The following is a 23,119-nucleotide window of genomic DNA, read 5'->3' on the forward strand; positions in this document are numbered from 1 at the left end:
TATCTTAATAATTTTCAGCTCTTACTTCAAAGAATCCTTGAGAATACATACATACAGGACATACTTCTGGAGCTTTTCTACCCATTACAAGGTGTCCACAATTTAAACATTCCCACATTTTTTCTTCTGATTTTTCAAATACAGCTTTCATTTCAACATTATTTAAAAGTTTACGATATCTATCTTCATGAGATCTTTCTATTTTTCCAACTTGTATAAATTTTTCTGCTAAATCAAAGAAACCTTCTTCTTCAGCATCTTTTGCAAATCTAGCATACATATCTGTCCATTCATAATGCTCTCCTTCAGCACCATGAAGAAGATTTTGTTTAGTATCTCCTAATTTTCCAAGTTCTTTAAACCATAATTTAGAATGCTCTCTTTCATTTCCTGCTGTTTTTAAGAATATTTGATACATTTGCTCGTATCCTTCATTTTTAGCTACATCTGCAAAGAATGTGTATTTATTTCTAGCAATTGATTCTCCTGCTAAAGCTTCCATTAAATTCTTTTCTGTTTTAGTTCCTTTATATTTTGTAGCTGATTCACTACTTTCTGATGCTTGTTCTTCTATTTTTACAAATACTGAAGCAGGGTTTTTACATACTGGACATGTAAACCCTTCTGGTAATTCTCCTTCATGGATATATCCACATACTGAACAACGATATTTTACTGATGTACTCATTTTACTTCCTCCTAGGTCTTTACTTTTATCAAAGTAAGTTGTATGTAATATTTTTTCTGCAAGTTCACTTAATGGTTTCCCATAAAATTCTTTGTAAAGCTCTTTTATTTCTTCATTTTCATGACTTAAACGGACTTTCATTTCAGAATCTCTTTTATAAAGTCCATTGATACGTTTCTCTCTAAGATCATTGCCTTTAAATTGTATATCTTTTGGTTGTCCACCTCCACCGATACACCCTCCAGGGCAAGTCATTACTTCAACAAAATGATATTGTTTTTTTCCATTTTTCATTTTTTCAATAAACTTAGATGCATTTTTAGTTCCATAGACTACTGCAACATTTATATCCATTCCATTGATTTTTAAAGTAGCTTCACGAGTTCCTTCCAAACCTCTTATAGTTTGTAGGTCATAAAATAATGTTGGTGGCTCTTCTTTAGTTATATATGTATATGCTGTTCTAAGTGCTGCTTCCATAACACCACCTGTATTAGCAAATATAACACCAGCTCCTGAAGATTTACCCATTAAATTATCATAATCGCTATCTTCCAAATCATTAAAATCAATATTATGTTCTTTTGCCCAAATAGCTAACTCTCTTGTAGTTATAACATAATCCATATCACGCATTTCATCTACATCATAATATTTTCCAGATGCATTCATTTCATCTCTTTTAATTTCAAATTTTTTTGCAGTACAAGGTGTTAAAGCTACATTTACAATTTTTGATGGATCTATACCCATTTTATTTGCAAAATATGTTTTTATAGTTGGACCTTGCATTCCAATTGGACTCTTTGAAGTTGAAATATGATCTAATATATCAGGGTGAAATGTTTCTGCATATTTTACCCATGCTGGGCAACAACTTGTAAACTGTGGTAAAGGTTTATTTTGAGAAGTTATACGTTCTAACAACTCACTTGCTTCCTCAACTATAGTTAAGTCTGCTGCAAAATTTGTATCTAGAACATAATTAGCACCTAACTTACGAAGTAATGATACCATTTTTCCTTCAACAAAACTTCCATCACTCATGTTAAATTCTTCACCAAGTGATACTCTAACTGCCGGTGATGTAGAAACTATAACTATTTTATCTTTACTATTTATTACAGATTCAACTTTTTTATAATCATAAACTTCTGTAATACTTGATTGAGGGCACACATTTGCGCACTGACCACAATTAATACATACCGCAACATCATTAGTATCTTCTAATGAATAATTTCCATTTACACCTATGTAATCTGTACAAATATTTTTACACATACCACACTGTATACACTTTTCTTCATCTCTGCAAATCGAAGGATTATCCTTTTCAATTGCAACTCTAATATTGGTTGATAAATGTTTACTCATTTGGACTCCTTTCTTTTAAATTTAGATTCTATGTCCAAATATATTTAAATAATTATATGAACATATATACTTATACCCTATAAATTGCTCAAATAAACTTTTTTAACATTTTTTTCCTTTTTTATATTTTCTAAAGTTTAATCAAATCATAGATTCTGTTTAAAATATTTTCAAAAACCATTCTTACTTCTATATTAAGTTTCTTTTTTGCTCTTTGTTAAATAACCTCAAACTCACCGAAGCCAACTTAACATACCCTAATTTAAAAACCTCTCTATATATAGTATAATGTAATATAATTCAAATGCTTGAAAAAAGGGGGCAATATTGATGAATAACAACAAATGGGGAAAATTATTTTATTACTTTTCAATTTTCATATCAATACTAACTATATACTTTTCAATAAAAAATGTAATAATAATTCAAAACTCAAACACTGCATCTTTAATAAGTACAATAGCATACATAACCGCAAATATATGTAATATATACAATGCAATAAAAAGCAAAAATAACGGTAAAGACATAATATTAAATACATACAGAATAAAAGGCTCATCACTTATGCTTATATCAGTCCTAGCCTATTATTTAATCTCAAGAATATCATTATTAGTAATCTAATCTAAGCGGCGATACCAGTTTTGTATAAGAGTATACATGTAAATATGTAACACAAAAAGGTGGCAAGTGAGTTTTAGGTTGTATATCAATCTAAGACTCACCGAAGCCACCCTTTCAAAAACATATTTTCTATATAATCTACACTCTACTTTTCCCCAAAAACATTTGCTCCAACTTCCTCTTCAAACTGCTTAACATACAAAGAATAATAATACTTCTTTTGCCTCAACAGTTCCTTATGACTTCCCTTCTCCACAATCTTACCATTTCTAACCACCAAAATAATATCTGCCTTTCTTATCGTAGATAACCTATGAGCAACCAAAAAAGAAGTCCTATCCTCAAGCAAACTAGAAATAGCATTTTGAATAACCTGCTCAGTCTCAGTATCTATAGAAGAGGTAGCCTCATCAAGCACAAAAATCCTAGGATTTGCAAGCACCGCCCTAGCAAAAGATATAAGCTGTTTCTCACCAGTTGACAAATTAGAACCGCTCTCCCCTACCTGAGAATCATAACCCTTCTCCATCCCCATAATAATCTTATGAGCTGATACAATCTTAGCCGCACTCTCTACCTCTTCATCACTTGCATCAAGCTTTCCATAACGAATGTTCTCCCTTATAGTCCCCGAAAATAAATGTGGATCTTGAAGCACATAACCAATATTATTATGCAACCATAACTGAGATCTATCTCTATAATCCTTTCCATCAATTAATACAGTTCCCTTAGTTGGCTCAAAAAACCTACAGGCCAAATTAACCAAAGTACTCTTACCTGCTCCAGTTTCTCCAACCAAAGCTACCGTAGTCCCTGCTGGTATCTTAAAATTAAAGTTTTCATAAATATACTCATCTCCATCAGGATACTTAAAATACACATCCTTAAACTCTATATCCCCTTTAATTTTCTCCCAGTTTTCTCTTTTAGGATTAAAAGAATCTCCATATTTTTCAATTACATCTTCACTATCAACAATATCTGGAGCTTTATCTAACAACCCAAAAACCCTTTCAATATTTGCTTGAGTCGATATAAATTCAGATATATTCTTAGCCAACTGCTGAATTGGTTCAAATATACTTATAGCATAAGATATAAATGCTGATAAAGTCCCTATCTCCATTAAATCCTTTGTAACTAAATTACCGCCCTTTGCAAGCACAAAAGCCACAGCTAAAGAACTAAAAAACATTATAATGGGCATATATATAGCATTTAATCTTGTTGCTCTTATACTTGTTTTATACATCTTGTTTGTTACTTTAGAAAACTCCTCCAAATTTTTATCTTCTATTACAAGAGTCTTAGAAGTAACAGATCCGGTGATACCTTCATTAAATGCACCTGTTATCTTAGAATTTATTTTTCTTACATCTCTATTCACATTTAAAATCTTATTTTGAAAATAAACAGTAAGAATAGCTATAAAAGGAACTATAGCTATTACATACATAGCCAATTTTGCATTTAGCATAAACATAGCTACAAATACTCCAAGTACATAAGTTCCCGACCAAAATAAATCCACAAGTCCCCAAGCTAGCATAGATCCAATTTTATTAGTATCACTCATTACCCTAGCTATTATATATCCTACTGGTGTAGTGTTATAATATGAAAAAGATAGTTTTTGTAAGTGCATAAATGTAGCTCTTTTCAAATCTTTACCTATGTTCAAATCTAAATACATCGAAAACCTTGTAAATATTATTACAAATATTACTTGTAAAACTATAGCCGCAACATATACAATAGTAAACTTATCAATACCCTTTGTACTCATAGGAGCTATAAATTTATCTATTGCATATTTTTGAAAAAGTGGAAACATTACATCTATAAAAGCAACAAACAAGTTAGCTAATATAGCAAATATAAGATAAAACTTATATTGTGCTAAAAAAGGTTTTAACTTTGCCCATATTTTTATAGAAAAACTTTTTTTATATTCTTCTTCCTCGTAACTCATTATTTTTCACCCCCTGCGTCTTCATTTAAGGTGTCTGTTAGTTCACTTTCTACACTAGATTGCATATCATAAACTTTTTTATAAATTCCATCAGTTTTTATTAAAGCTTCATGATTGCCACTTTCTATTATCTTTCCATCATCTAAAACAATAATATTATCGCAACTCATAAGAGTAGTTATTCGATGTGATATTATTATTACAGTACTATCTTTTACATGAGTTTTTAACTCCTGTCTAATCTTTGCATCTGTTTCTGTATCTACTGCAGACAATGAATCGTCAAATACTATTATAGGACTATTTTTTATTAAAGTCCTAGCTATAGCAACCCTTTGTTTTTGTCCCCCAGATAAAGTTACTCCTCTTTCTCCCACTATAGTGTCATAACCTCTAGTAAAGCCTAGAATATTTTCATGAACATGAGAAACCCTAGAAACATGTTTAACAGCTTCAAAGTTTTCATCTTCATCAAATTTAGATGCTATATTTATATTTTGTTTTATAGTTTTTGAAAACAAGAAAGGTTCTTGTAGTACTACCCCTACATTATGTCTTAAATAATCAAGCTTTATATTATTTATATTTGATCCATTTATTAAAATTTCACCACAATTTTCTTCTAAGTTATATAATCTATTTAATAAATGTACTATTGTAGATTTTCCAGAACCAGTACCTCCTAAAATACCAAAAGTACTTCCTTTTTCTATTTTAAATGAAACATCTTTAAGCACAGGTTTAGTTCCATAATAATCAAATTTCACATTTTTAAATTCTATATCACCCTTCATATCCAAAGTAATAGCATTTTCACTATCTTTTTCTTCCTCGGCATCAAATATTTCTCCAATACGATTTATAGATACTCCTGCTTTACCCATTTCAGATATTATTCTTCCAAGAGATCTAACTGGCCAAACCAACATAGAATTATAGAATATAAATGCTAAAAGTTCTCCTAGTGTCAAAGCGCCAGAAACTGTTTCAAAACAACCAAATACAACTATAGACATAACTTGAAGTCCTGAAAACAAATCGCCTATACCCCAATAGAAACTAAGTACATTACCAAGCTTAATCCATAGTCTGGAAAAGCCTATATTTTTTTCATCAAATCGTTCAATTTCATAAGACTGTCTACCAAAAGCTCTTACAACTCTTACCCCTGTAAAGTTTTCTTGTACAAGGGATGATAACTCACCTTCTGCTTCGTCTGCAACTTTAAACTTCTTTTGTATAAGGCTGTAAAATATTACAGAATAAGTTATTACTATTAATATAAAACCTACTGCTATTAATGATAATTTTACATTCATAGAAAACATTATAGTAAGAGAAATTACTATTAGAAAAATTATTCTTATAAACTCTAACAACTGAATTCCTAAAAAGCTTTTTACCACTTCCATATCAGAGGTACATCTTTGGATAATATCTCCTGTTGGATTTTTCATATGCCAACTAAATGGAAGTCTGCTTATATGACCGTATAGTTTATCTCTTAAATTCTTTATAGTCCCATCCGAGGCCTTTGCCATATATACCTTGTAAAAGTAATTACAAATCCCCGATAAAATAGAACATATTACTCCTATCATTGCTGGTATATACAAATTTTGTCTTAAAAATTCTCGCCCACCTACTTTATCTATAATATTTAAAAAATAATTAGGTAAATTAAGTGGAGTGTCTCCAATTATTGAGTCAACTGTAAATCTTATTACTTGTGGAGTAAGATAGTTAAATCCTATTCCTAATATAGTTGTTATTACTGCGATAACAAAATATTTTTTAAGTCCTTGGGTCGATTCTATTATCATTTTTAGTTTTAATTTCTTATCTTTCATATATGTCCTCCTTTCTTCATGAAATTACATATAATCTCTATGTGTTTATATGTAATATTAATAAAAATAATACCTATTTTTTATATGACTATACTCAAAAAACTGTTTATCAAAAAAGAGATTGAGGTTGTGTAGCATCTTACTTCACTAAAGCCTAAGCGCGCGGCTTTAACGTTTCCTTAGATTGCTATACAACCTCAATCTACCCCAGTAAACTTATCTTTTTTAATTTATTTTTCTAGATTAATAATTTTTTCAAACCTTTTTTTATCTTCTAAATAAGGCTTTAATTCCTCTCCCTCTAAAACATTGTAATCAGTTTCATAAGCTTTTATTATTAAATTTGTAAACTTTAAAGCTTCTTCGTAATTTTTTAATATTTCATAAACACTAACTATAGCAAGTAATGCATCTAATTTTCTAGGAGCAACTTGTATCAAGAAAGACTTTTTATAATACTCTATTGCTTCTTCATATCTTGCAAAACTTGCAAATTGATTTCCAACCGACATATAGCATTTATAGTTTTCAGGGTTATTTTTACAAGTTTGATTCCAAAGTTCTATAGCTTCATCATGTTTTCCTTTTTTATATAACATCTCACCTTTGTAAATTTCTAATAAATGAGCTCTTTCATCAGATAATTTACAAGCCTTATGAATTTCTTCATGCGCTTCCTCAAATCTATAATTGTCTATTAGATTTTCAATCAAAATTACTCTAGCAATAAAAACCTCTGGATGATTTTTTATAAACTCCTTATAAAATTCAATTAAAAAATTGTGATTTATTTTTATGAAATCCCTCCAAGCTCCATTAGATGCTATAGTGTAATTGCCATGCAAGAAAGTATCATTACAATTTTCATTTAACCCCTCTAGGGCAAAATCTTTTGCTTTCCTTTTATGCGAGTTAGACTTATGTATATGTAGTTCTGATATTATTGCCAAACACTCAGAGTCTTTAGTTTGTTTGTATAGTTGAAGCAATTTTTCTTTAATCAATTTAAAATCATTAGACCCTATTTCCTTAGTCTCCCAAGTTGACCATAATAAATCTTTAACTTCTTCTAAATAATCTTTATAATCCATTTTACTCACCTCTTTTTAAATTAATATAAATCCTTTAATAATAACTGTTATATACTACTTTATTTCTATATTCTAATTACAATAACCTTCAATATATATCCTAAACATTTTTATTTTTTCGAAAAATTCCACTTTATTTAATATGAAAAACGTTATATCCATAGAACATTTATTATATTTCCTTTTAATTCATTTTTTGGGTTCCATTTACGCTAGTATCCTATTCCATTTTCACTTATTATTTAATGTCTGACACGATATATTAACATATAATTTTAAGGTGGTTTTGAAAATATGGAAAAAGTAATAAATAAAAATGAAAATATATTAAATCATCATCTATTGGTAGATAAAGTTCACTCAAAGTTTTATATAAATGTAAAAACAAAATTCTTCATGAATATAATAATAGCTACTATATTAACTTTAATAGCATTTGAATTTTCCAAACCTTGGATTAAGGATTTAGCTATTGTTTTTTCTCCACTAGGAGCAACTTTTATAGTGGGTGGAATTGCCTTTGTTCCCGGTTTTATGAATACATTTTTAATAGTAAGTTTATTATCAGATAGACAACCTAAAATAAAAGACCCTACTATTGTTAATGACGATATAACACTTTTGATTTCTGCTTATAACGAAGAGTCCGGTATTTTTAATACTCTAAAATATGTTAAAACCCAGAACTATAGTGGCAATATATACACAATAGTAATTGATAATAACTCAAGTGATAATACTAGTCTAGAAGTTAAAAGGGCGATAAAAGAATTAGACATGGAAATTCTCTTATTAAAAGAACCAAATCCAGGTAAATTCAATGCTCTTAATTATGGATTAAAACATGTTAAAACAGAATTCGTTATAACTTTAGATGCAGATACTATAATACACAAACACTCTATTGGGTATTTAGTTTCTAGAATCAAAGCTTCTTCACCAGATGTTTGTGCAGTTGCAGGTTCTATGCTAGTAAGAAACAGTCGTGATAATTTATTAGCAAAAATTCAAGAGTGGGATTACTTTTTAAGTATTGCATCAGTTAAAAGAATGCAAGGCTTATATCAAGGTACACTGGTTGCTCAAGGAGCTTTCTCTGTATATAAGACAGATACGGTTTCTAAATTAGGTGGTTGGTCGGATGCAATAGGAGAAGATATTGTCCTTACTTGGAAGATGCTTGCTGAAAATAAAAAAGTTTATTTTGAACCAATGGCTGTAGCTTTTACAGATGTACCCACTAAGCTTTCCCACTTTGCAAAGCAACGTTCAAGATGGGCTAGAGGTATGATAGAAGGTCTTCGAGAAGTAAAACCTTGGCAACAACCTTCTATATTTTGTAAGTTCTCTACTGGAATAGATTTTATTATTCCATATATGGACTTTAGTTACACATTCTTTTGGATACCGGGATTATATTTAGCATTATTTCTAGGTAATTATGCTATAGTTGGACCAATGATGCTTTTAGTGTTACCTCTTACACTACTAAGCTTTACTATCTTATATCACTTTCAATATAATGTTGTTTTTAAAAACTTAAATCTAAAAGTTAGAAGGAATATACTTGGATTTGCTTTATTTTTACTATTTTATCAAATGATTATGGCTCCTGTTTCTTTATACGGTTACGTCCAGGAACTATTTGGTGCAAAAAGAGTTTGGAAATAACTCTTTTTTTATTTTTTAAAAAGTTGTTGTTTGTGACGTAGCGTCATATGTTAGGATAATAGTATGGAGGTGGGGATATGAAAAACAAAGAACTTTTAACAGTTGGAGAACTTGCTAAAAAAATGGATGTAACCGTACGTACCCTACAATATTATGATAAAGAAGGTTTACTTAATCCTTCAGCTAAAAGCGAAGGCGGTAGAAGACTTTATACTAAAAAAGATATTGTAAAGCTTCATCAAATATTATCCTTAAAATATTTAGGATTTTCTTTAGATGAAATAAAAGGTAAACTATTTTCACTTGATGACCCTATAGAGGTATCTAAAATACTTGAACAACAAAGTGAAATTATAAAAAATCAAATAGAAAATTTAAACTCTGCTCTTTTGGCTACTAAAGCACTTCAATCTGAAGTCCTTCAAATAAACAAAGTTGATTTTTCCAAGTATGCAGATATAATTTCTCTTATAAAACAAGAAAATGAAAATTACTGGGTAGTAAAACTATTTGATGATAAATTGTCTAACCATATGCGTGAACGTTTTAAAGATAATGAAGAGGATGGATTAAAACTTTTTGAAAAATATTCAACTATACTGGATAAAGCAGTTTTATTAAAAAAACAAGGAGTATTGCCAAGTAGTGAACAAGGTATTATGTTGGCTAAAGAATGGTGGGATATGATAAACGACTTTACAGGTGGTGATATGAGTATATTGCCAGAACTTATGAAGTTTAATGAAAGCAAAGAAAATTGGGATGAGAGTTTCTCAGCTAAACAACAGTTTATCGACGACTTTATTGGTACTGCGCTGGAAGCTTACTTTATAAAGGAAAATATAATGATTGCTGAAATGGGGAGTGTGTAAAATATGAATCCTATAATTAAAATTTCTAATTTACAAAAGCAATATAATAATAATACAGTACTTAAAAATATCTCTTTTGAAATAGAAAAAGGAACTATCTTTGCGTTACTTGGTACAAATGGTGCTGGTAAAACTACCACGCTTGAATGTATGGAAGGTATAAGAAAATTTAGTAGTGATCAAATTTCTATAAATGGTAAAATAGGAGTTCAACTACAATCTTCTTCACTACCTGAACATATAAAGTGTATTGAAGCCTTAAATCTATTTGCAAAATGGAATCACACTTCTATAGATATGAATTTAGCTTATAGATTAGGTCTTAAAAATATTTTAAATAAGCAGTACAAAGAAATATCTACAGGTCAGAAACGACGATTGCATCTAGCTTTGGCAATGACTGGTAATCCAGATATTATATTTTTAGATGAACCAACAGCAGGCTTGGATGTAGAAGGTAGAGTTTCTCTTCATAAGGAAATTAGCAAGTTAAAAAGTGAAGGTAAAACAATAGTTATAGCTAGTCATGATATGGCAGAAGTAGAATCTTTATGTGATAAGTTAATTATTTTAAACAATGGGGAAATCGCTTTTAACGGTAACATGAATGAACTTAAATCAAATATGAAAAATATTTACTCAATCAAATTAAAGTTAAGTTCACCTATTTCATTAAATGAGCTTTCATTTTGTACTTATATTGATGAAATTCAAGGCTATTTCATTTTTGAATGTAGTAAAATTGATGATGGTCTTTTAGAATTACTTAATTTCTCTAAAGCTCAAAATATATCTATTTCTGATATAAAAATAGAACACGCAAGCTTGGAAGAATGTTTTATGGATATTGCGAGGGGGGATAAATAATGAATGCATTTTTATATGGTATATTAATTCAATGGAAACTGGATTTAAGAAATAAAGGAATATTATTAACTTACTACGTTGTACCTATTGTATTCTTTTGCTTTATGGGAGGTATATTCACATCTATTGACCCTATTGCTTATAAAACTATAATTGCATCTATGACAATCTTTGGTGTTACTATGGGAGCAATTATTGGTTCTCCAAATCCTTTGGTAGAGTTTTTCAATAGTTCTATAAAAAAGTCTTATCTAGTAGGAAATATTCCTCTTTGGACGGTAATCATAAATAACTTCATCTCTAGTTTTATTCATCTATTTATAATGACATTATTTATTTTTTTTGTTGCTCCAATTGCATTTGATGCAGTTGTTCCAAGTAATATTTGTATTTATTTTATTAATCTTTTTATATTTATATTTACTTGTTTATCTGTTGGAACTGTACTTGGATTGTTTGTAAAAACCACTTCAAAGTTAACAATGCTATCTCAATTTATTTTCTTACCTTCAATTATGCTTTCTGGAATTATGTTTCCAATAGACTTGCTACCAGACTTTCTACAAAGTATTGGCAAAGTATTCCCTGCAACATGGGGCTACAAAGCTATGTGTAATCCAGAGTTTGATATAAGTAACTTATTGCCACTAATATTAATATCTTTAGCTTGTATTATTGTTAGCATATATAAAATTAAAAATCTAAAGTCAGATTAACTATAAAAAAAGTGGGTCTGCCTCAACATAGATAGCGAATGGTAAATATATAAGTTTTAGCGACATTTGTAAGCATCTTTTCAGCTTACATGGAGCAAAACTTATATATTTATCCATAATCGGGCTATCCGTTGAGACAAACCCCATTTATAGTTAACTCACATAAAACTCTTTCATATCATCTAATCTTAAACAACCCAGTTTTTTAGATTCATAAGATCCACAATCAATTCCTATTTTATCATTATATATTATCCCATCTTCTTCAATATAACTATACCAAATCCTATGTTCTTCACACAAAGTTTCAGTGAAAGTATGCCCAAATACCACTGTCACGTCTTTTCTACATGGAGTTTTTGTAAACTCATCTCTTATCCAAATAATGTCTCTTCTACTTTGACTTTCTATAGCTTCTTCTAAATCAACTTCAGTTAAAGATTGTATCCCTGCATGCACCAATAAAAACTTCTTATCTTTCACTTCGATAAGTTTATACAAAGGTGCTTCAATTAAAAAGTTTTCTATCTTTATTTGTTCTTTTTCATCTAAACTATGATATTGTTCTAATGTTATAGCTCCCCCATTGCACTCTCGTATCCAGTTCTTAAAAAATTTCACATTCCCAGTATATATACTACACATCATATCTTCATGATTTCCAATTATAAATTCTACATTAGGGTGCTTCATAGCAAATCTTAAAGTATCTATAGACTTTTCCCCTCTGTCAATTAAATCGCCTAATACGTATAAAGTGTCTGAATCTTTAAGGTCTATTTTTTCTATCATCTTCTTAAATAAATCTAGTTCCCCATGCACATCACTTATTACATATATAATATTTCATCAACTCCCATTTATAAATACTCACTTTCATTCCTAGCTAAATTTATAATTTTTATTTAATTTTATATCATATCTATTTTGTTTATCATAACAACTTTATAAATTTTATAATATGACTCATTATATCTATTTATGTCTAAAGTATCTACTTAAATATATTTTTTTAAATCTCAGTCATAATATAAAAACCAATGTGATATATATGTAATATATAGATATAAATATATCACATTAGCGAAGGGAGATTTATTTATGAAAGTTTTAAATAAGTATTCAATTTTCTTTGTATTATTTGGTTTTTTAGGTTTTAAAGAATTAAACGGTGATCCATTAGAACTTTTATCTTTCAGTTGGTTTGCATATTTTTCTTTTTACTGGTGGAACAAACTAGGCGACCATGAAGATGAACGCTTAATTTATAATAAAAATAGAGCCGGTTCTATAGCTATGTATACAGGTTTTGTGATATCAATTGTAGCAAGTATATTAATTAGGCTATATACCGTAGATTTAATAACACTTTATAGATTACAAGTATTAATACTAGCACTTACTTTTGCAATATCAATGAACTTATGGGCATTTTTAACTTATAAATTTGATACAGGAAACTAAATATCATGACAAAGTTTATTATTAATTTAAAGAAATATCGTCAATTTAATGAATTAACACAAGAAGAGTTAGCCAATAGATTTAATGTTAGAAGAGAAACTATAGCTCGTTTAGAGAATGCTAAATACAATCCTTCACTTAAATTAGCTATTAGAATTTCAAATGAGTTAAATAATCCGATTGAAAAATTATTTATTTTCAAATTTTAGGTAACATATCTTTTCGCGAACACTTGATAAATAATAAACTCTGCTACAATTAACTCAATAATTAATTTTATTTAACGAATATGTAAATATAAATTTTGAGGGGGAAATTAAGTTAATGATTAATTATAAGGAAGTTGATTCATCAATGATTGAATCAATCAAAGATATTTATATAAAAGAATCTTGGAATTCTTATCTAAAAGATGATGAAAAACTAATAAGATCATTTGATAATTCATTATATACTATGGGTGCATTTGATGGTTTTAAACTTATTGGTTTTATTAGGTGTGTTGGAGATGGAGAACATATTTTAGTAGTTCAAGATTTAATAGTTGACCCAGAATATCAACAACGTGGAATTGGTACATATCTTTTTAAAACAATAATGCAAAAATATGCTAACGTAAGAATGTTTATGCTTGTAACTGATATAGAAGATATCGTATCTAATAAATTTTATCAATTATTTAATCTCAAAAAATTAGAGACTATGAATATGGTATCATACATCAGATAAATTCCAATTTATCTATTAGGCTATATAAATATTTTAAAAATATTGTGAACCAACAAAATAGTAATCTGAAATTATTACTTTGTTGGTTCATAATCTAATAAATTTATAAATTAGCTTCTTTTACTAATTTCATTTGTTATCAGCGATTTTGAAACATACATAGCATTTATAATTTTCTTAAGGCGAGTATGATTAGAAGTACCCTCCACAGCTTTTAACTTTGCTTTTTCACATTTACTTATAACTGAAGCTACTGGTGGTATTGATGCCTCTAATTCTTCTTTTGTATATTTATCCATAATATTTTCATCTGCTATCAATGATTTTGAAATATACATGGCTTTTATTCTATTTTTAAGAAGTGTATGCTGAGATGTACCCTCCGCAAATTTCGGATGTATCTTTTCACAGTTACGAATAGTTGAAGATACAACTTGTAGCGCCTCTACCAATTCTTCTTTTTTATATTTATCCATAACATTTTACCTCAAATTCCTATTTATTGTATTATAACTATTTTTCTTTTTCATTATATAACAATTGTTAATTTAATTGTATCAAAAAATTTATAGTTTACAGAATTTGCTTTAGTAAAATCATAGCTATTACAGTATCTTAAATAATATTTCACAAAATATATTTACTTCGTTTTAAATGTTATTTTAAACAAAAATATATTTATTATTAAAAGAACTCCTAAGTAAATATTAATACCTAAAGTGCCAAAAATCGAACTAACAAAGTGAATTCCTGCCATAATAATCACTAAAACAATCATTAAGCAATTTTCTACTATTGCATAATTTTTTTTAAGTACATTAATTTGGCGAGAAAACGGCATACTTTTATCAATTATTTTAAAACTACTTATAGTTATAAATATACTTACTAAAAATATAACTACTATATGTTTTATTATACTTACCTTATAAAAATATATAAAAATTATACATAAAATTAAGTAAATAGGTATTATTACATTAAATAAACAAGCTTTAATAGCTGCCTTATGTATATTCATTTTATCTTTTATAGGTATTGTTGTATATATATATGATGCTTTGTAATTTCTAGAAAACTTTAAAGCGATTATTATTGTAGGAATTGAAATCACATAAAAATATAAAAATAGGTACATATACGGATTTGTATATGTTGCATCTCTACGAAAAATTATATAAATAGAAAATATAATATTAGATCCCATAGTTGTATATATTGCAGATTTAAAATCTCTATCATTTTTTATTATTCTAGAAATAAAATTAAAAAATACTCTTTCTTCTTTATTTCTACATACTAGTTTACTCAATTTCATTGTTAAATTATACTTATTTACCTTTTTAGTAGAACCTTCCTTATTAAGTTTTTGAAGATTTTTTTCAAATACTGGTGTAAATTTTGTATATATTAAAGCCGATATTACAGGTACAACTAAAGCTAAAAAAGAAAGTATGAATAGTGTTTCATCTATCTTTTTTGTTACTATAATTTCAAGTGGAGCTGCAAACCATAAAGGTGGCAAAAAGTAACTTATTGTACCTAAATCTATATTTTCAAACAAATGCATACTTTCAGATATATTCATTACCCCTATATAAGCAACACTAAATAACAGCGTAACTGATACTTGTATAATAGTTATTGCATCTTTAAGTTTTTCTCCATCAAATAATTTTAATATAATCAAATAAACTAGCCCAGATATAATTATCATAAAAATATCAATAAAGCATATCTCTATTAAAAATACTAAAAAGAATATTAATCCGTACTTAATTGATGCTATTAATGAAAATCCACTTAATGCTATACTTATATTTATCATATATATCATAATATGTGTTACTTTAGCTGCATTTAATGTTTTTGAACTAATACCCCTAATAGCTAATATAGATTTGTCTTTAACATCTAATATTGCAGTTGAAAAATCTGACATAACTATTGTTATCATAAGAAACATAATCATTGAAAAATAAACAGACATTGATATAAAAATATTTTTGCTATATATTATGATCATCATCATAAAGAAACCAATAATCCCATATATTATTTGCATTGTTTTGTATTGATTTGAAAATTCATCAACATTTTGATTATTTAATAAATTAGAAGTTTTTCTTGAATCTATAGTTAGTTTTCTACTTACTATTAACCTCATGTCGTCATAGTCTACACCTAGCTTTTCATATAAAAACCTAAACTTATCAAGTATCTTTAGTGAAATAAAATTATTCATAATCTACACCTCTTTTATTACAGATATAAATTTTTCTGCAAGTTGTTTATGTTCACTAAACCCTGTAAGTTGATTAAAGATTTGTTCTAAAGACTTTTGATGCACACGCTCTTTCAAATCCTCAAAATTACCATCTGCAACTATATTCCCATCATTTAGTAATAGTATTCTGTCACTTATTTTTTCTACAACTTCCATTATATGTGATGAGTAGAAAATAGTCTTACCCTCTTCTTTTAAACTTATCATAATTTCTTTTATTACCATTACACTATTTGCATCTAATCCACTTAGGGGTTCATCTAAAAATAATATATCTGGATTGTGAATTAAACTAGATATTATAACTACCTTTTGCTTCATTCCTTTTGAAAAAGATGATATTCTTGAATCATAAGCTTCTTTTATTCCTAATATATCCATTAATTCATAAGCTTTTTTATCAACTACATCATATTCTAATCCATATAGCTGTCCTATAAAAGTTAAATATTCTCTAGCCGTTAAGCTTTCATAAGTTTCTGCTACTTCTGGAACATATCCTATTCTTTTTTTATATTCATCGCTTCCCTGTGATATATCTTCTCCAAATATTTCAACTACTCCTGTATATCCCTCAACTAAACCTAATATTATTTTTACAGTTGTACTTTTTCCTGCTCCATTTGGACCTATATACCCTATGATACTTCCTTTATCTACTTCCAGATTTATACCTTTTAAAACTTGTTTACCTTCAAAGTTCATTTCTAGATCCTTTATAAATATTGCTTTATCCATAATATCTCCCCTTACTAGTTATAAAACTGTGTCTGATTTTATCCAAATTATACCATATTATTTTTATTACTTTTAAATTTTGAATATTGTTTATTTTCTAAGAAAAACTTAAAAAAATAATGGACCATATCACTTACTTGTGATCTAATTCATTATTTTTTCTAATCTATCTTAATTTTTATATAAATAGGAATAAACTCAATGACATAACCGCCATACCTGCCACTAATCCATATACAGAAAGGTGACCTTCTCCATACTCCCTTGATAATGGCAAAAGTTCATCAATAGATATAAATACCATAATACCCGCTACCCCTGCAAAAAGTATACCTAAAACTGTATCATTGATAAATGGCATTAATATTAAATATCCAAATAATGCACCTATTGGCTCAGCAAGACCAGAAGCAAAAGAATACATAAATGCTTTTTTCTTATCCCCTGTAGCATAATAAATTGGTACAGATACTGAAATGCCTTCTGGAATATTGTGAATAGCAATCGCTATAACTATAGGAATTGCTATAGTTGTATCTTGTAGTGCAGATACAAATGTTGCTAAACCTTCTGGAAAGTTGTGTATTCCTATTGCAAGCGCTGTAAAAATACCTGTTCTCATCAAATTTTTATCTTTTATTATAGATTTATCTATTTCTGATATATTATGAAGTTCATGAGGATTACTATCTTTTGGAATACATTTGTCTATCAACAAAATTAAAAATATCCCACAAAAGAAACTTAAAGATGTTATACCTGTTCCTATTTCGTTGCCATAAATTTTCACAAGCATATCTTTAGATTGTGCAAAAATCTCTATCATAGAAACATAAATCATTACACCTGCTGAAAATCCTAAGCTAATCGATAAAAATTTAGTATCTGTTTTCTTTGAAAAAAATGCAATACAACTTCCTATTCCTGTAGACAATCCTGCTATTAAAGTTAAAGCAAAAGCAAATAATACATTTTCCATAGATATCCCTCCCTTGTATATATGTTTTAATAAATAATCTGTATATACTATATAATTCAAATTATTTAAAAGTGTTAAAATATACTATCATGTTGTCATAAAACCAGAGTAACTTATTTACTACATATACATATAATACCATATTACCCTCACTTTAATAAAGATAATCATTCTCAAGTATAAATTTTATTGACAATAAAAACTTAAACTCCTACCAGTAATCCTTTTCAGTATCCTTATATATTTGCTATAGATCCCGCTATTATTACCTCCACTTTTTCACCTCAGCTTACCATTTCAAGAAAAAAAGCACTACATCTGTCAAAGATTAGTGCTATTTCCTTAATTCTAATATTTATTAACTTATTCCAATAACCCTAGAAATAAAATAAATAATCATTTTCTATTTTTAATCAGCCTAAACTACTAATTACTTTTAACTTCCTTTACATACTCCCAAGTTTGTCCCTTATCTTTAGAAGTGTATAGCAAACTACTATTGCCATTATAGTCACCATCTGCTCCTTGACCTATATTTAAATATAGCCCTCCATCTTTTTCATAAGGAACACCAGGAGTATCAAAAGGACTTATAGATGCTCCATTATCTAAAATAACTTCTTTACTCTCAAACTCTAGCTTATTAAAGGACTTTCCTCCATCCTCTGTACGATACAACTCTCCACTAGATCCACCATCTCTAGATATTCCTATAAACCCTATAGTCTCATCAATAAAATACATTCCTGAAGCTTCTCCTGTAGGTCCATTAAATGGATTATCATTTAAAACCGTCCACTTATTCCCTCCATCAGTAGTTTGCTGCAATGAGTAAAAGAAGCTACCAGTTGCCTTATCATCTACATTTAATTTATATCTCAATCCATCCTTTAAATAAAATTCATCCTTACTATTTGAATTTCCAGTTACAATATCAAGCTCACTTTTGCTCTTTTTTAATGCATCTTCCGTTTCAGTATTTTGGAACTTAAACCAATACGAATCAGTTAACAAATTATATCTAACAGGAGTAATTTCTTCCTCTCTACCTGGTACGTATATAGACACAGTATATCCCACTAATTTATCCTCTGCCAACTCTACAGGCACTTTATTTCCATTTTTATTAATTAAAACTATACCCTCTCTATTAGATTCCCAGTTTCGTTTTCCTTTATAAAGCAGTCCAAACTCACTTGCATTCCATTTGCTAACAGTATTTTTTATAGAAATACAATTAACTGTTTCAAATAAAGGGTCAAGCAACTTATCATTACTATAAGTTGGATTTGCAAAACCACCTAATATTAACTTTATATCTTTTGATTTATTTTTATCATATGATATTAAATAACTTTTTTCTTTTCCCTGTCTATCTTTACCATAAACAAAAGTATCAAATTGTGTAATTGTACCATATTTATTAAACCTAACACTTAAATCGTCTGCCATATATAATTTCTCAGGCAGTTCATATCTTTTATTTATATCTTCAAAAACACCTCTTACACCATCTTCATAAATATTGTTTTTCTCAAATTTAATATTTCTTTCAGTTTGCCATCTTTGAATAACCCACGAAAGTTTACCATTATACTTAATTCCACTTTGATAAATTTTTACTCCGTAAAATACAGTTAATATAATAATGATTATAAGCGATATACATTTCCATATTTTTGAATTGACTAATTTAAATCTGGATTTTTTATTTTTCCTCCCTCTTATTATGTAAATAGCTATCATAGTTGTAAAAAATACTATACAAGCTATTAATATATTCATATTATTATTAAACCTTCCATACATACACAGTGTAGTTAGTTCATAACAGAAAATTCCATATACAATTAAGATTATGGGATTTGTTATAAATCCCATAATTATTCTTTTTAGTTTCTCCTTCAAAAATACTTCCCCCTAGTCAAATTTATTAGTGATGCCTTAATACTTTACTTTTAAATTATATCAGAATACACATCATTTTACATATTTTGGTATTTAATTGATAAGTAAAGTTAAAAATATATAACTTTACATTTACATTTAACTATAAAAAGATTTATACTTATAATATATCGTGTTATAAATATATAACTTTTAAAGGAGTGGTTTTATATGTCTAATTCTCAATACGGTGTTAAATCAAAACTTATTTTTGAAGTTCTATTATTTGGTTTCTTTTTTCTTGTAACGTTATGTAATAAATTTCTTCCTGGAATTAATAGCTCGGGTGTATTGTCTTCCTTAGTTTGGATGATAGTTTTAGGTGTGTTTTCAATTTATAATAAGAAATTTAATGATGTAATTGATGAAGCTTCAAAAACTATATTAGCAAAAGTTAACAGTATAGCAATTCAATTCATTTTATGCTTTTTTGGATTAGTTTCTATATATTTTGCAACTCCATTTACCCAACATATAAATATATCTAACTTAGATGTGGGTATAATAATTTCTACTATATTATTTTTATTAGTTTCATTAAGATTAAGCCTTTTTATACGCTTTGATAGAGAGGGGATTTATGAATAAGTGCATATTTTAAAAACAAATATCAAGGAACACAGAGAAAAGATTTCTATGAAGCAAAGTGAACTAGCAAAATTAGTTGGTGTAAGACGTGAGACTATTGTTCATCTAGAAAATGGAAAGTATAATCCTTCTCTCAAATTAGCTATGGATATTGCAAAGATTTTTGATACTACAGTTGAAAACCTTTTTGAATTTATTGATGAAAAATAAAAAAATCCAACAAATTATTTTGTTGGATTCTTTGTTATTTTCATAATTTATTTATTGTTTCTTATCTGCTTTTGTATTTTTTTAAGTGCCTTTTTAGAACCTCTTTCAATATCTTTTTCTAGCTTTCGATCTTCATAAGAGGTAAATAAACTATTAATATCATATCCTAATGGATACAGCTTATCTGCTTTTAATTGAAGTTGTACTTTCTTTATGTTAACTTTTATAAATTTCTTATTATACAATACTTCAATATTATTAAATTTATCAACTTCTTTATAAATTATTGCAAAGTCATCTTCATCTAATAGTTTTACCTTATCTCCAACTTGGTAATTAACTACTTCTTTTTCTATAGCTTCTACTGGCTCTTCTTTATTTTCTATCTTACTTCTTTTTATTATATCTAAATTATAATCTTTATCAGTTATATAACTTGTAGCTCGCTTTAGTATTTTTTCTTTTATTCCCATTTTCTTAGATATAAACAAAGCATTACTATCTTCTGATTTTCCTATAATTAATTTATACAAAGGCTCTAGTGTTTCTTTATCAAATAACATACCTGCATTTTCAAATTCTTGATGCATATTTGCAAAGTTTTTTATTTCTCCATAATGTGTAGATGCAATTGTTATACATCCCATTTTATAAAACTCCTCTAGTATTGCTATTGCAAGTCCAGCCCCTTCATTAGGCTCAGTTCCACTACCTATTTCATCAAATAGTACTAAGGTAGATTTATTGCTAGAGTTCATAATTTCTGCAATGTTTTTTATATGCGAAGAAAAAGTACTAAGTGCATTTTCAATACTTTGATTGTCCCCTATATCAACAAATACATTTTCAAAAACACTAATCTCTGTTTTATCATCTGCACTTATATCAAAGCCACATTGTACCATTAAAGTTAATAATCCTACTGTTTTTAATGCTAAAGTTTTTCCTCCTGCATTAGGTCCTGTAATTATTAAGCTTCTATACTCTTTTCCAATTTCAACACTTAAAGGTACTACTTTGCCTTTTAGCAGTGGATGTTTTCCATTTACTATTTTTATATAACCTATATCATTAACCTTAGGTGTAATACATTTATTATTTGCACTATATTTAGCTTTAGCAAAGACCATATCATACTCAGATATTATTTCTAAGTTTAACTTTATTTGAGATATTTTTTCAAATATCATCTCAGTTAAATTTGATAATATCTTGTATTCTTCTATGCTTTCTTCTGATTTTAAACTAATAAGTTCTAAGCTAAACTTCGATACATTATTAGGTTCTATAAAAACTGTAGTTCCTTTTGATGAAGAATCTAGTACCGTGCCATCTACCTCATTTTTATAAGAAGCTTTTATAGGTATTACATATCTATCAGCTCTTTTACTTATTATAAATTCTTGAATGTATTTTTTATTACCACTTGAGGTTAAGAATTTATTTAGTCTTTCTTTTATTTTACTTTCGCAAGTTTCAATGTTTCTTCTAATTTTTTTCAATTCTTTAGAAGCATTCGAGTCTACTTTATTTCCCTTTATGGTGTAATTAATTTCACTTTCTATATACTCGCATTCTGTTATATTTAGTGCATAAGAACTTAGATTAGGAGCGTAAAACTCTTTATCTATCATAAAGTTTTTTATTTTCTTACATCCCCTTAAAAAGTCTTCTACCTTTATAAGTTCTAAAGGATCTAGAATCATTCCTTTTTCAACTTTATCTATTATTGAGTTAATATTGAATAACCCTTCTAAAGGTATATGGTTACTATTTGATAGTACATTTCTAGCTTCATTATTTTCTTTTAATCTTCTTTTTACTACACTCAGGTTTTTGCTAGGGCTAAGTTTATCTATAAGATCTTTTCCAAGTGAGCTTACACAATGTGTTTTTATCAGTTCTTTTAATTCATTTAACTGTAATTTTTCAAAAGTTATATTATTCATTTGTAAGTCCCCCTAGGTATAATCCCTCGTTTATTTGCATATCTTCTTTTTTTATTTTAGATATTATTTTTCTTATACTAGATTCAGATAAGTTATATATGTTTACTATTTCTCCTATCGAATATCCACTCTGGTATAAATCAAATATTCCTTTATTTCTTGTGTAGATAGCTTTTTTAGCTCCATTTTTTTGTCCCCAAGGTATTTTTTCATTTTCTAACCTAGGTATATATATAGCATCACCTTGGATGTATTGTTGTATTTGTTGTAGTAATTCTTGTGGTAATATATTTTTTGCGTTTTTATATTTCAATTTATTTTGTTCTCCTTTATTTTTAAGTTGTATAATCACAAACTTAACAAATAAGGAGTTATTATATTGTAACTCCTTATTTGTTAAGAAGTACAACTCCCAGCTCTTTATAATTAGTTTTTTTCATAAACTACTCTCCTTTATATTTTCTTTAATTAATATTATTTCATATCCCAACAGT

At 27.9% G+C, this 23,119-nt stretch carries 22 protein-coding genes; 10 read left to right on the forward strand and 12 right to left on the reverse strand.

Features of this window, described 5'->3' with window-relative positions:
- Positions 1-4: 4 nt before the first annotated feature.
- Positions 5-2,065: a rubrerythrin gene (gene rbr / locus ACRCYC_RS09275; protein WP_438618841.1), complete on the reverse strand. Its 2,061-nt coding sequence runs from the start codon at positions 2,063-2,065 to the stop codon at positions 5-7.
- Between the two features lie 330 nt (positions 2,066-2,395).
- Between rbr and ACRCYC_RS09280 the strand changes: the two genes are divergently transcribed.
- Complete coding sequence (locus ACRCYC_RS09280) at positions 2,396-2,692, forward strand: hypothetical protein (RefSeq protein ID WP_438618842.1); 297 nt, start codon at positions 2,396-2,398, stop codon at positions 2,690-2,692.
- Between the two features lie 145 nt (positions 2,693-2,837).
- Here ACRCYC_RS09280 and ACRCYC_RS09285 read toward each other — a convergent pair whose 3' ends face one another.
- The 3 genes from ACRCYC_RS09285 to ACRCYC_RS09295 form a co-directional block, all read right to left on the reverse strand.
- Positions 2,838-4,667 (reverse strand): ABC transporter ATP-binding protein, encoded by a 1,830-nt coding sequence (locus ACRCYC_RS09285; protein WP_438618843.1) that lies wholly within the window; start codon positions 4,665-4,667, stop codon positions 2,838-2,840.
- The gene (locus ACRCYC_RS09290) at positions 4,667-6,517 is read right to left on the reverse strand and encodes an ABC transporter ATP-binding protein (RefSeq protein WP_438618844.1); all 1,851 of its coding nucleotides are present in this window, start codon (positions 6,515-6,517) and stop codon (positions 4,667-4,669) included. The genes ACRCYC_RS09285 and ACRCYC_RS09290 overlap by 1 nt, the downstream gene beginning before the upstream one ends.
- Positions 6,518-6,747: 230 nt before the next feature.
- Positions 6,748-7,608, reverse strand: a complete 861-nt coding sequence (locus ACRCYC_RS09295) for a tetratricopeptide repeat protein (protein WP_438618845.1) — start codon at positions 7,606-7,608, stop codon at positions 6,748-6,750.
- Positions 7,609-7,902: 294 nt separating this feature from the next.
- Between ACRCYC_RS09295 and ACRCYC_RS09300 the strand changes: the two genes are divergently transcribed.
- The 4 genes from ACRCYC_RS09300 (at position 7,903) to ACRCYC_RS09315 (ending at position 11,734) form a co-directional block, all read left to right on the forward strand.
- Positions 7,903-9,279: a glycosyltransferase family 2 protein gene (locus ACRCYC_RS09300; RefSeq protein WP_438618846.1), complete on the forward strand. Its 1,377-nt coding sequence runs from the start codon at positions 7,903-7,905 to the stop codon at positions 9,277-9,279.
- Between the two features lie 77 nt (positions 9,280-9,356).
- The gene (locus tag ACRCYC_RS09305) at positions 9,357-10,151 is read left to right on the forward strand and encodes a MerR family transcriptional regulator (RefSeq protein ID WP_438618848.1); all 795 of its coding nucleotides are present in this window, start codon (positions 9,357-9,359) and stop codon (positions 10,149-10,151) included.
- Between the two features lie 3 nt (positions 10,152-10,154).
- Complete coding sequence (locus tag ACRCYC_RS09310) at positions 10,155-11,018, forward strand: ABC transporter ATP-binding protein (RefSeq protein ID WP_438618849.1); 864 nt, start codon at positions 10,155-10,157, stop codon at positions 11,016-11,018.
- Positions 11,018-11,734: an ABC transporter permease gene (locus tag ACRCYC_RS09315; protein WP_438618851.1), complete on the forward strand. Its 717-nt coding sequence runs from the start codon at positions 11,018-11,020 to the stop codon at positions 11,732-11,734. Before ACRCYC_RS09310 ends, ACRCYC_RS09315 begins: the two co-directional genes overlap by 1 nt.
- Before the next feature lie 153 nt (positions 11,735-11,887).
- Here the strand turns inward: ACRCYC_RS09315 and ACRCYC_RS09320 are convergent, their stop codons facing one another.
- On the reverse strand, positions 11,888-12,577 hold the full coding sequence (locus tag ACRCYC_RS09320; RefSeq protein WP_438618906.1) for a metallophosphoesterase: 690 nt from the start codon (positions 12,575-12,577) through the stop codon (positions 11,888-11,890).
- 258 nt (positions 12,578-12,835) lie between these two features.
- On the opposite strand from ACRCYC_RS09320, the gene ACRCYC_RS09325 reads away from it, so the two are divergent.
- The 3 genes from ACRCYC_RS09325 to ACRCYC_RS09335 all read left to right on the forward strand — a co-directional run bounded on the left by ACRCYC_RS09325 (position 12,836) and on the right by ACRCYC_RS09335 (position 13,927).
- Complete coding sequence (locus ACRCYC_RS09325; protein WP_438618852.1) at positions 12,836-13,198, forward strand: DUF3796 domain-containing protein; 363 nt, start codon at positions 12,836-12,838, stop codon at positions 13,196-13,198.
- Between the two features lie 5 nt (positions 13,199-13,203).
- Positions 13,204-13,407: a helix-turn-helix transcriptional regulator gene (locus ACRCYC_RS09330; RefSeq protein ID WP_438618853.1), complete on the forward strand. Its 204-nt coding sequence runs from the start codon at positions 13,204-13,206 to the stop codon at positions 13,405-13,407.
- A 115-nt stretch (positions 13,408-13,522) separates the two neighbouring features.
- Entirely contained in the window at positions 13,523-13,927 is a 405-nt protein-coding gene (locus tag ACRCYC_RS09335) for a GNAT family N-acetyltransferase (protein WP_438618854.1), read from the forward strand.
- Positions 13,928-14,037: 110 nt separating this feature from the next.
- Here the strand turns inward: ACRCYC_RS09335 and ACRCYC_RS09340 are convergent, their stop codons facing one another.
- The 5 genes from ACRCYC_RS09340 to ACRCYC_RS09360 form a co-directional block, all read right to left on the reverse strand.
- A complete protein-coding gene (locus tag ACRCYC_RS09340) occupies positions 14,038-14,403 on the reverse strand; it encodes a hypothetical protein (protein ID WP_438618855.1) in 366 nt (121 codons plus the stop codon).
- A 164-nt stretch (positions 14,404-14,567) separates the two neighbouring features.
- Positions 14,568-16,172: a hypothetical protein gene (locus ACRCYC_RS09345; protein ID WP_438618856.1), complete on the reverse strand. Its 1,605-nt coding sequence runs from the start codon at positions 16,170-16,172 to the stop codon at positions 14,568-14,570.
- Positions 16,173-16,175: 3 nt separating this feature from the next.
- Entirely contained in the window at positions 16,176-16,952 is a 777-nt protein-coding gene (locus ACRCYC_RS09350) for an ABC transporter ATP-binding protein (protein ID WP_438618857.1), read from the reverse strand.
- A 178-nt stretch (positions 16,953-17,130) separates the two neighbouring features.
- The gene (zupT, locus tag ACRCYC_RS09355; protein ID WP_438618858.1) at positions 17,131-17,931 is read right to left on the reverse strand and encodes a zinc transporter ZupT; all 801 of its coding nucleotides are present in this window, start codon (positions 17,929-17,931) and stop codon (positions 17,131-17,133) included.
- Positions 17,932-18,357: 426 nt separating this feature from the next.
- Positions 18,358-19,839: a WD40/YVTN/BNR-like repeat-containing protein gene (locus ACRCYC_RS09360; RefSeq protein ID WP_438618860.1), complete on the reverse strand. Its 1,482-nt coding sequence runs from the start codon at positions 19,837-19,839 to the stop codon at positions 18,358-18,360.
- Positions 19,840-20,049: 210 nt separating this feature from the next.
- Here ACRCYC_RS09360 and ACRCYC_RS09365 point away from each other — a divergent pair, with 210 nt between their 5' ends.
- Positions 20,050-20,466 (forward strand): hypothetical protein, encoded by a 417-nt coding sequence (locus ACRCYC_RS09365; protein ID WP_438618861.1) that lies wholly within the window; start codon positions 20,050-20,052, stop codon positions 20,464-20,466.
- A complete protein-coding gene (locus ACRCYC_RS09370) occupies positions 20,467-20,676 on the forward strand; it encodes a helix-turn-helix transcriptional regulator (RefSeq protein ID WP_438618862.1) in 210 nt (69 codons plus the stop codon).
- Positions 20,677-20,723: 47 nt separating this feature from the next.
- On the opposite strand, the gene ACRCYC_RS09375 is transcribed toward ACRCYC_RS09370, so the two are convergent.
- Both ACRCYC_RS09375 and ACRCYC_RS09380 read right to left on the reverse strand, forming a co-directional pair.
- A complete protein-coding gene (locus tag ACRCYC_RS09375) occupies positions 20,724-22,625 on the reverse strand; it encodes an endonuclease MutS2 (protein ID WP_438618864.1) in 1,902 nt (633 codons plus the stop codon).
- Positions 22,618-22,938: a CD3324 family protein gene (locus tag ACRCYC_RS09380; RefSeq protein WP_438618865.1), complete on the reverse strand. Its 321-nt coding sequence runs from the start codon at positions 22,936-22,938 to the stop codon at positions 22,618-22,620. Before ACRCYC_RS09380 ends, ACRCYC_RS09375 begins: the two co-directional genes overlap by 8 nt.
- Positions 22,939-23,119 lie beyond the last annotated feature (181 nt).

Origin of the sequence: Paraclostridium sp., assembly GCF_051657365.1 — a bacterium.
GTDB lineage: Bacteria > Bacillota > Clostridia > Peptostreptococcales > Peptostreptococcaceae > Paraclostridium.

Bases quoted from the DNA above. Each gene is read 5' to 3' on its own strand.
- rbr (WP_438618841.1), bottom strand. From the start codon at position 2,065: ATGAGTAAACATTTATCAACCAATATTAGAGTTGCAATTGAAAAGGAT.
- ACRCYC_RS09280 (WP_438618842.1), top strand. From the start codon at position 2,396: ATGAATAACAACAAATGGGGAAAATTATTTTATTACTTTTCAATTTTC.
- ACRCYC_RS09285 (WP_438618843.1), bottom strand. From the start codon at position 4,667: ATGAGTTACGAGGAAGAAGAATATAAAAAAAGTTTTTCTATAAAAATA.
- ACRCYC_RS09290 (WP_438618844.1), bottom strand. From the start codon at position 6,517: ATGAAAGATAAGAAATTAAAACTAAAAATGATAATAGAATCGACCCAA.
- ACRCYC_RS09295 (WP_438618845.1), bottom strand. From the start codon at position 7,608: ATGGATTATAAAGATTATTTAGAAGAAGTTAAAGATTTATTATGGTCA.
- ACRCYC_RS09300 (WP_438618846.1), top strand. From the start codon at position 7,903: ATGGAAAAAGTAATAAATAAAAATGAAAATATATTAAATCATCATCTA.
- ACRCYC_RS09305 (WP_438618848.1), top strand. From the start codon at position 9,357: ATGAAAAACAAAGAACTTTTAACAGTTGGAGAACTTGCTAAAAAAATG.
- ACRCYC_RS09310 (WP_438618849.1), top strand. From the start codon at position 10,155: ATGAATCCTATAATTAAAATTTCTAATTTACAAAAGCAATATAATAAT.
- ACRCYC_RS09315 (WP_438618851.1), top strand. From the start codon at position 11,018: ATGAATGCATTTTTATATGGTATATTAATTCAATGGAAACTGGATTTA.
- ACRCYC_RS09325 (WP_438618852.1), top strand. From the start codon at position 12,836: ATGAAAGTTTTAAATAAGTATTCAATTTTCTTTGTATTATTTGGTTTT.
- ACRCYC_RS09330 (WP_438618853.1), top strand. From the start codon at position 13,204: ATGACAAAGTTTATTATTAATTTAAAGAAATATCGTCAATTTAATGAA.
- ACRCYC_RS09335 (WP_438618854.1), top strand. From the start codon at position 13,523: ATGATTAATTATAAGGAAGTTGATTCATCAATGATTGAATCAATCAAA.
- ACRCYC_RS09340 (WP_438618855.1), bottom strand. From the start codon at position 14,403: ATGGATAAATATAAAAAAGAAGAATTGGTAGAGGCGCTACAAGTTGTA.
- ACRCYC_RS09345 (WP_438618856.1), bottom strand. From the start codon at position 16,172: ATGAATAATTTTATTTCACTAAAGATACTTGATAAGTTTAGGTTTTTA.
- ACRCYC_RS09350 (WP_438618857.1), bottom strand. From the start codon at position 16,952: ATGGATAAAGCAATATTTATAAAGGATCTAGAAATGAACTTTGAAGGT.
- zupT (WP_438618858.1), bottom strand. From the start codon at position 17,931: ATGGAAAATGTATTATTTGCTTTTGCTTTAACTTTAATAGCAGGATTG.
- ACRCYC_RS09365 (WP_438618861.1), top strand. From the start codon at position 20,050: ATGTCTAATTCTCAATACGGTGTTAAATCAAAACTTATTTTTGAAGTT.
- ACRCYC_RS09375 (WP_438618864.1), bottom strand. From the start codon at position 22,625: ATGAATAATATAACTTTTGAAAAATTACAGTTAAATGAATTAAAAGAA.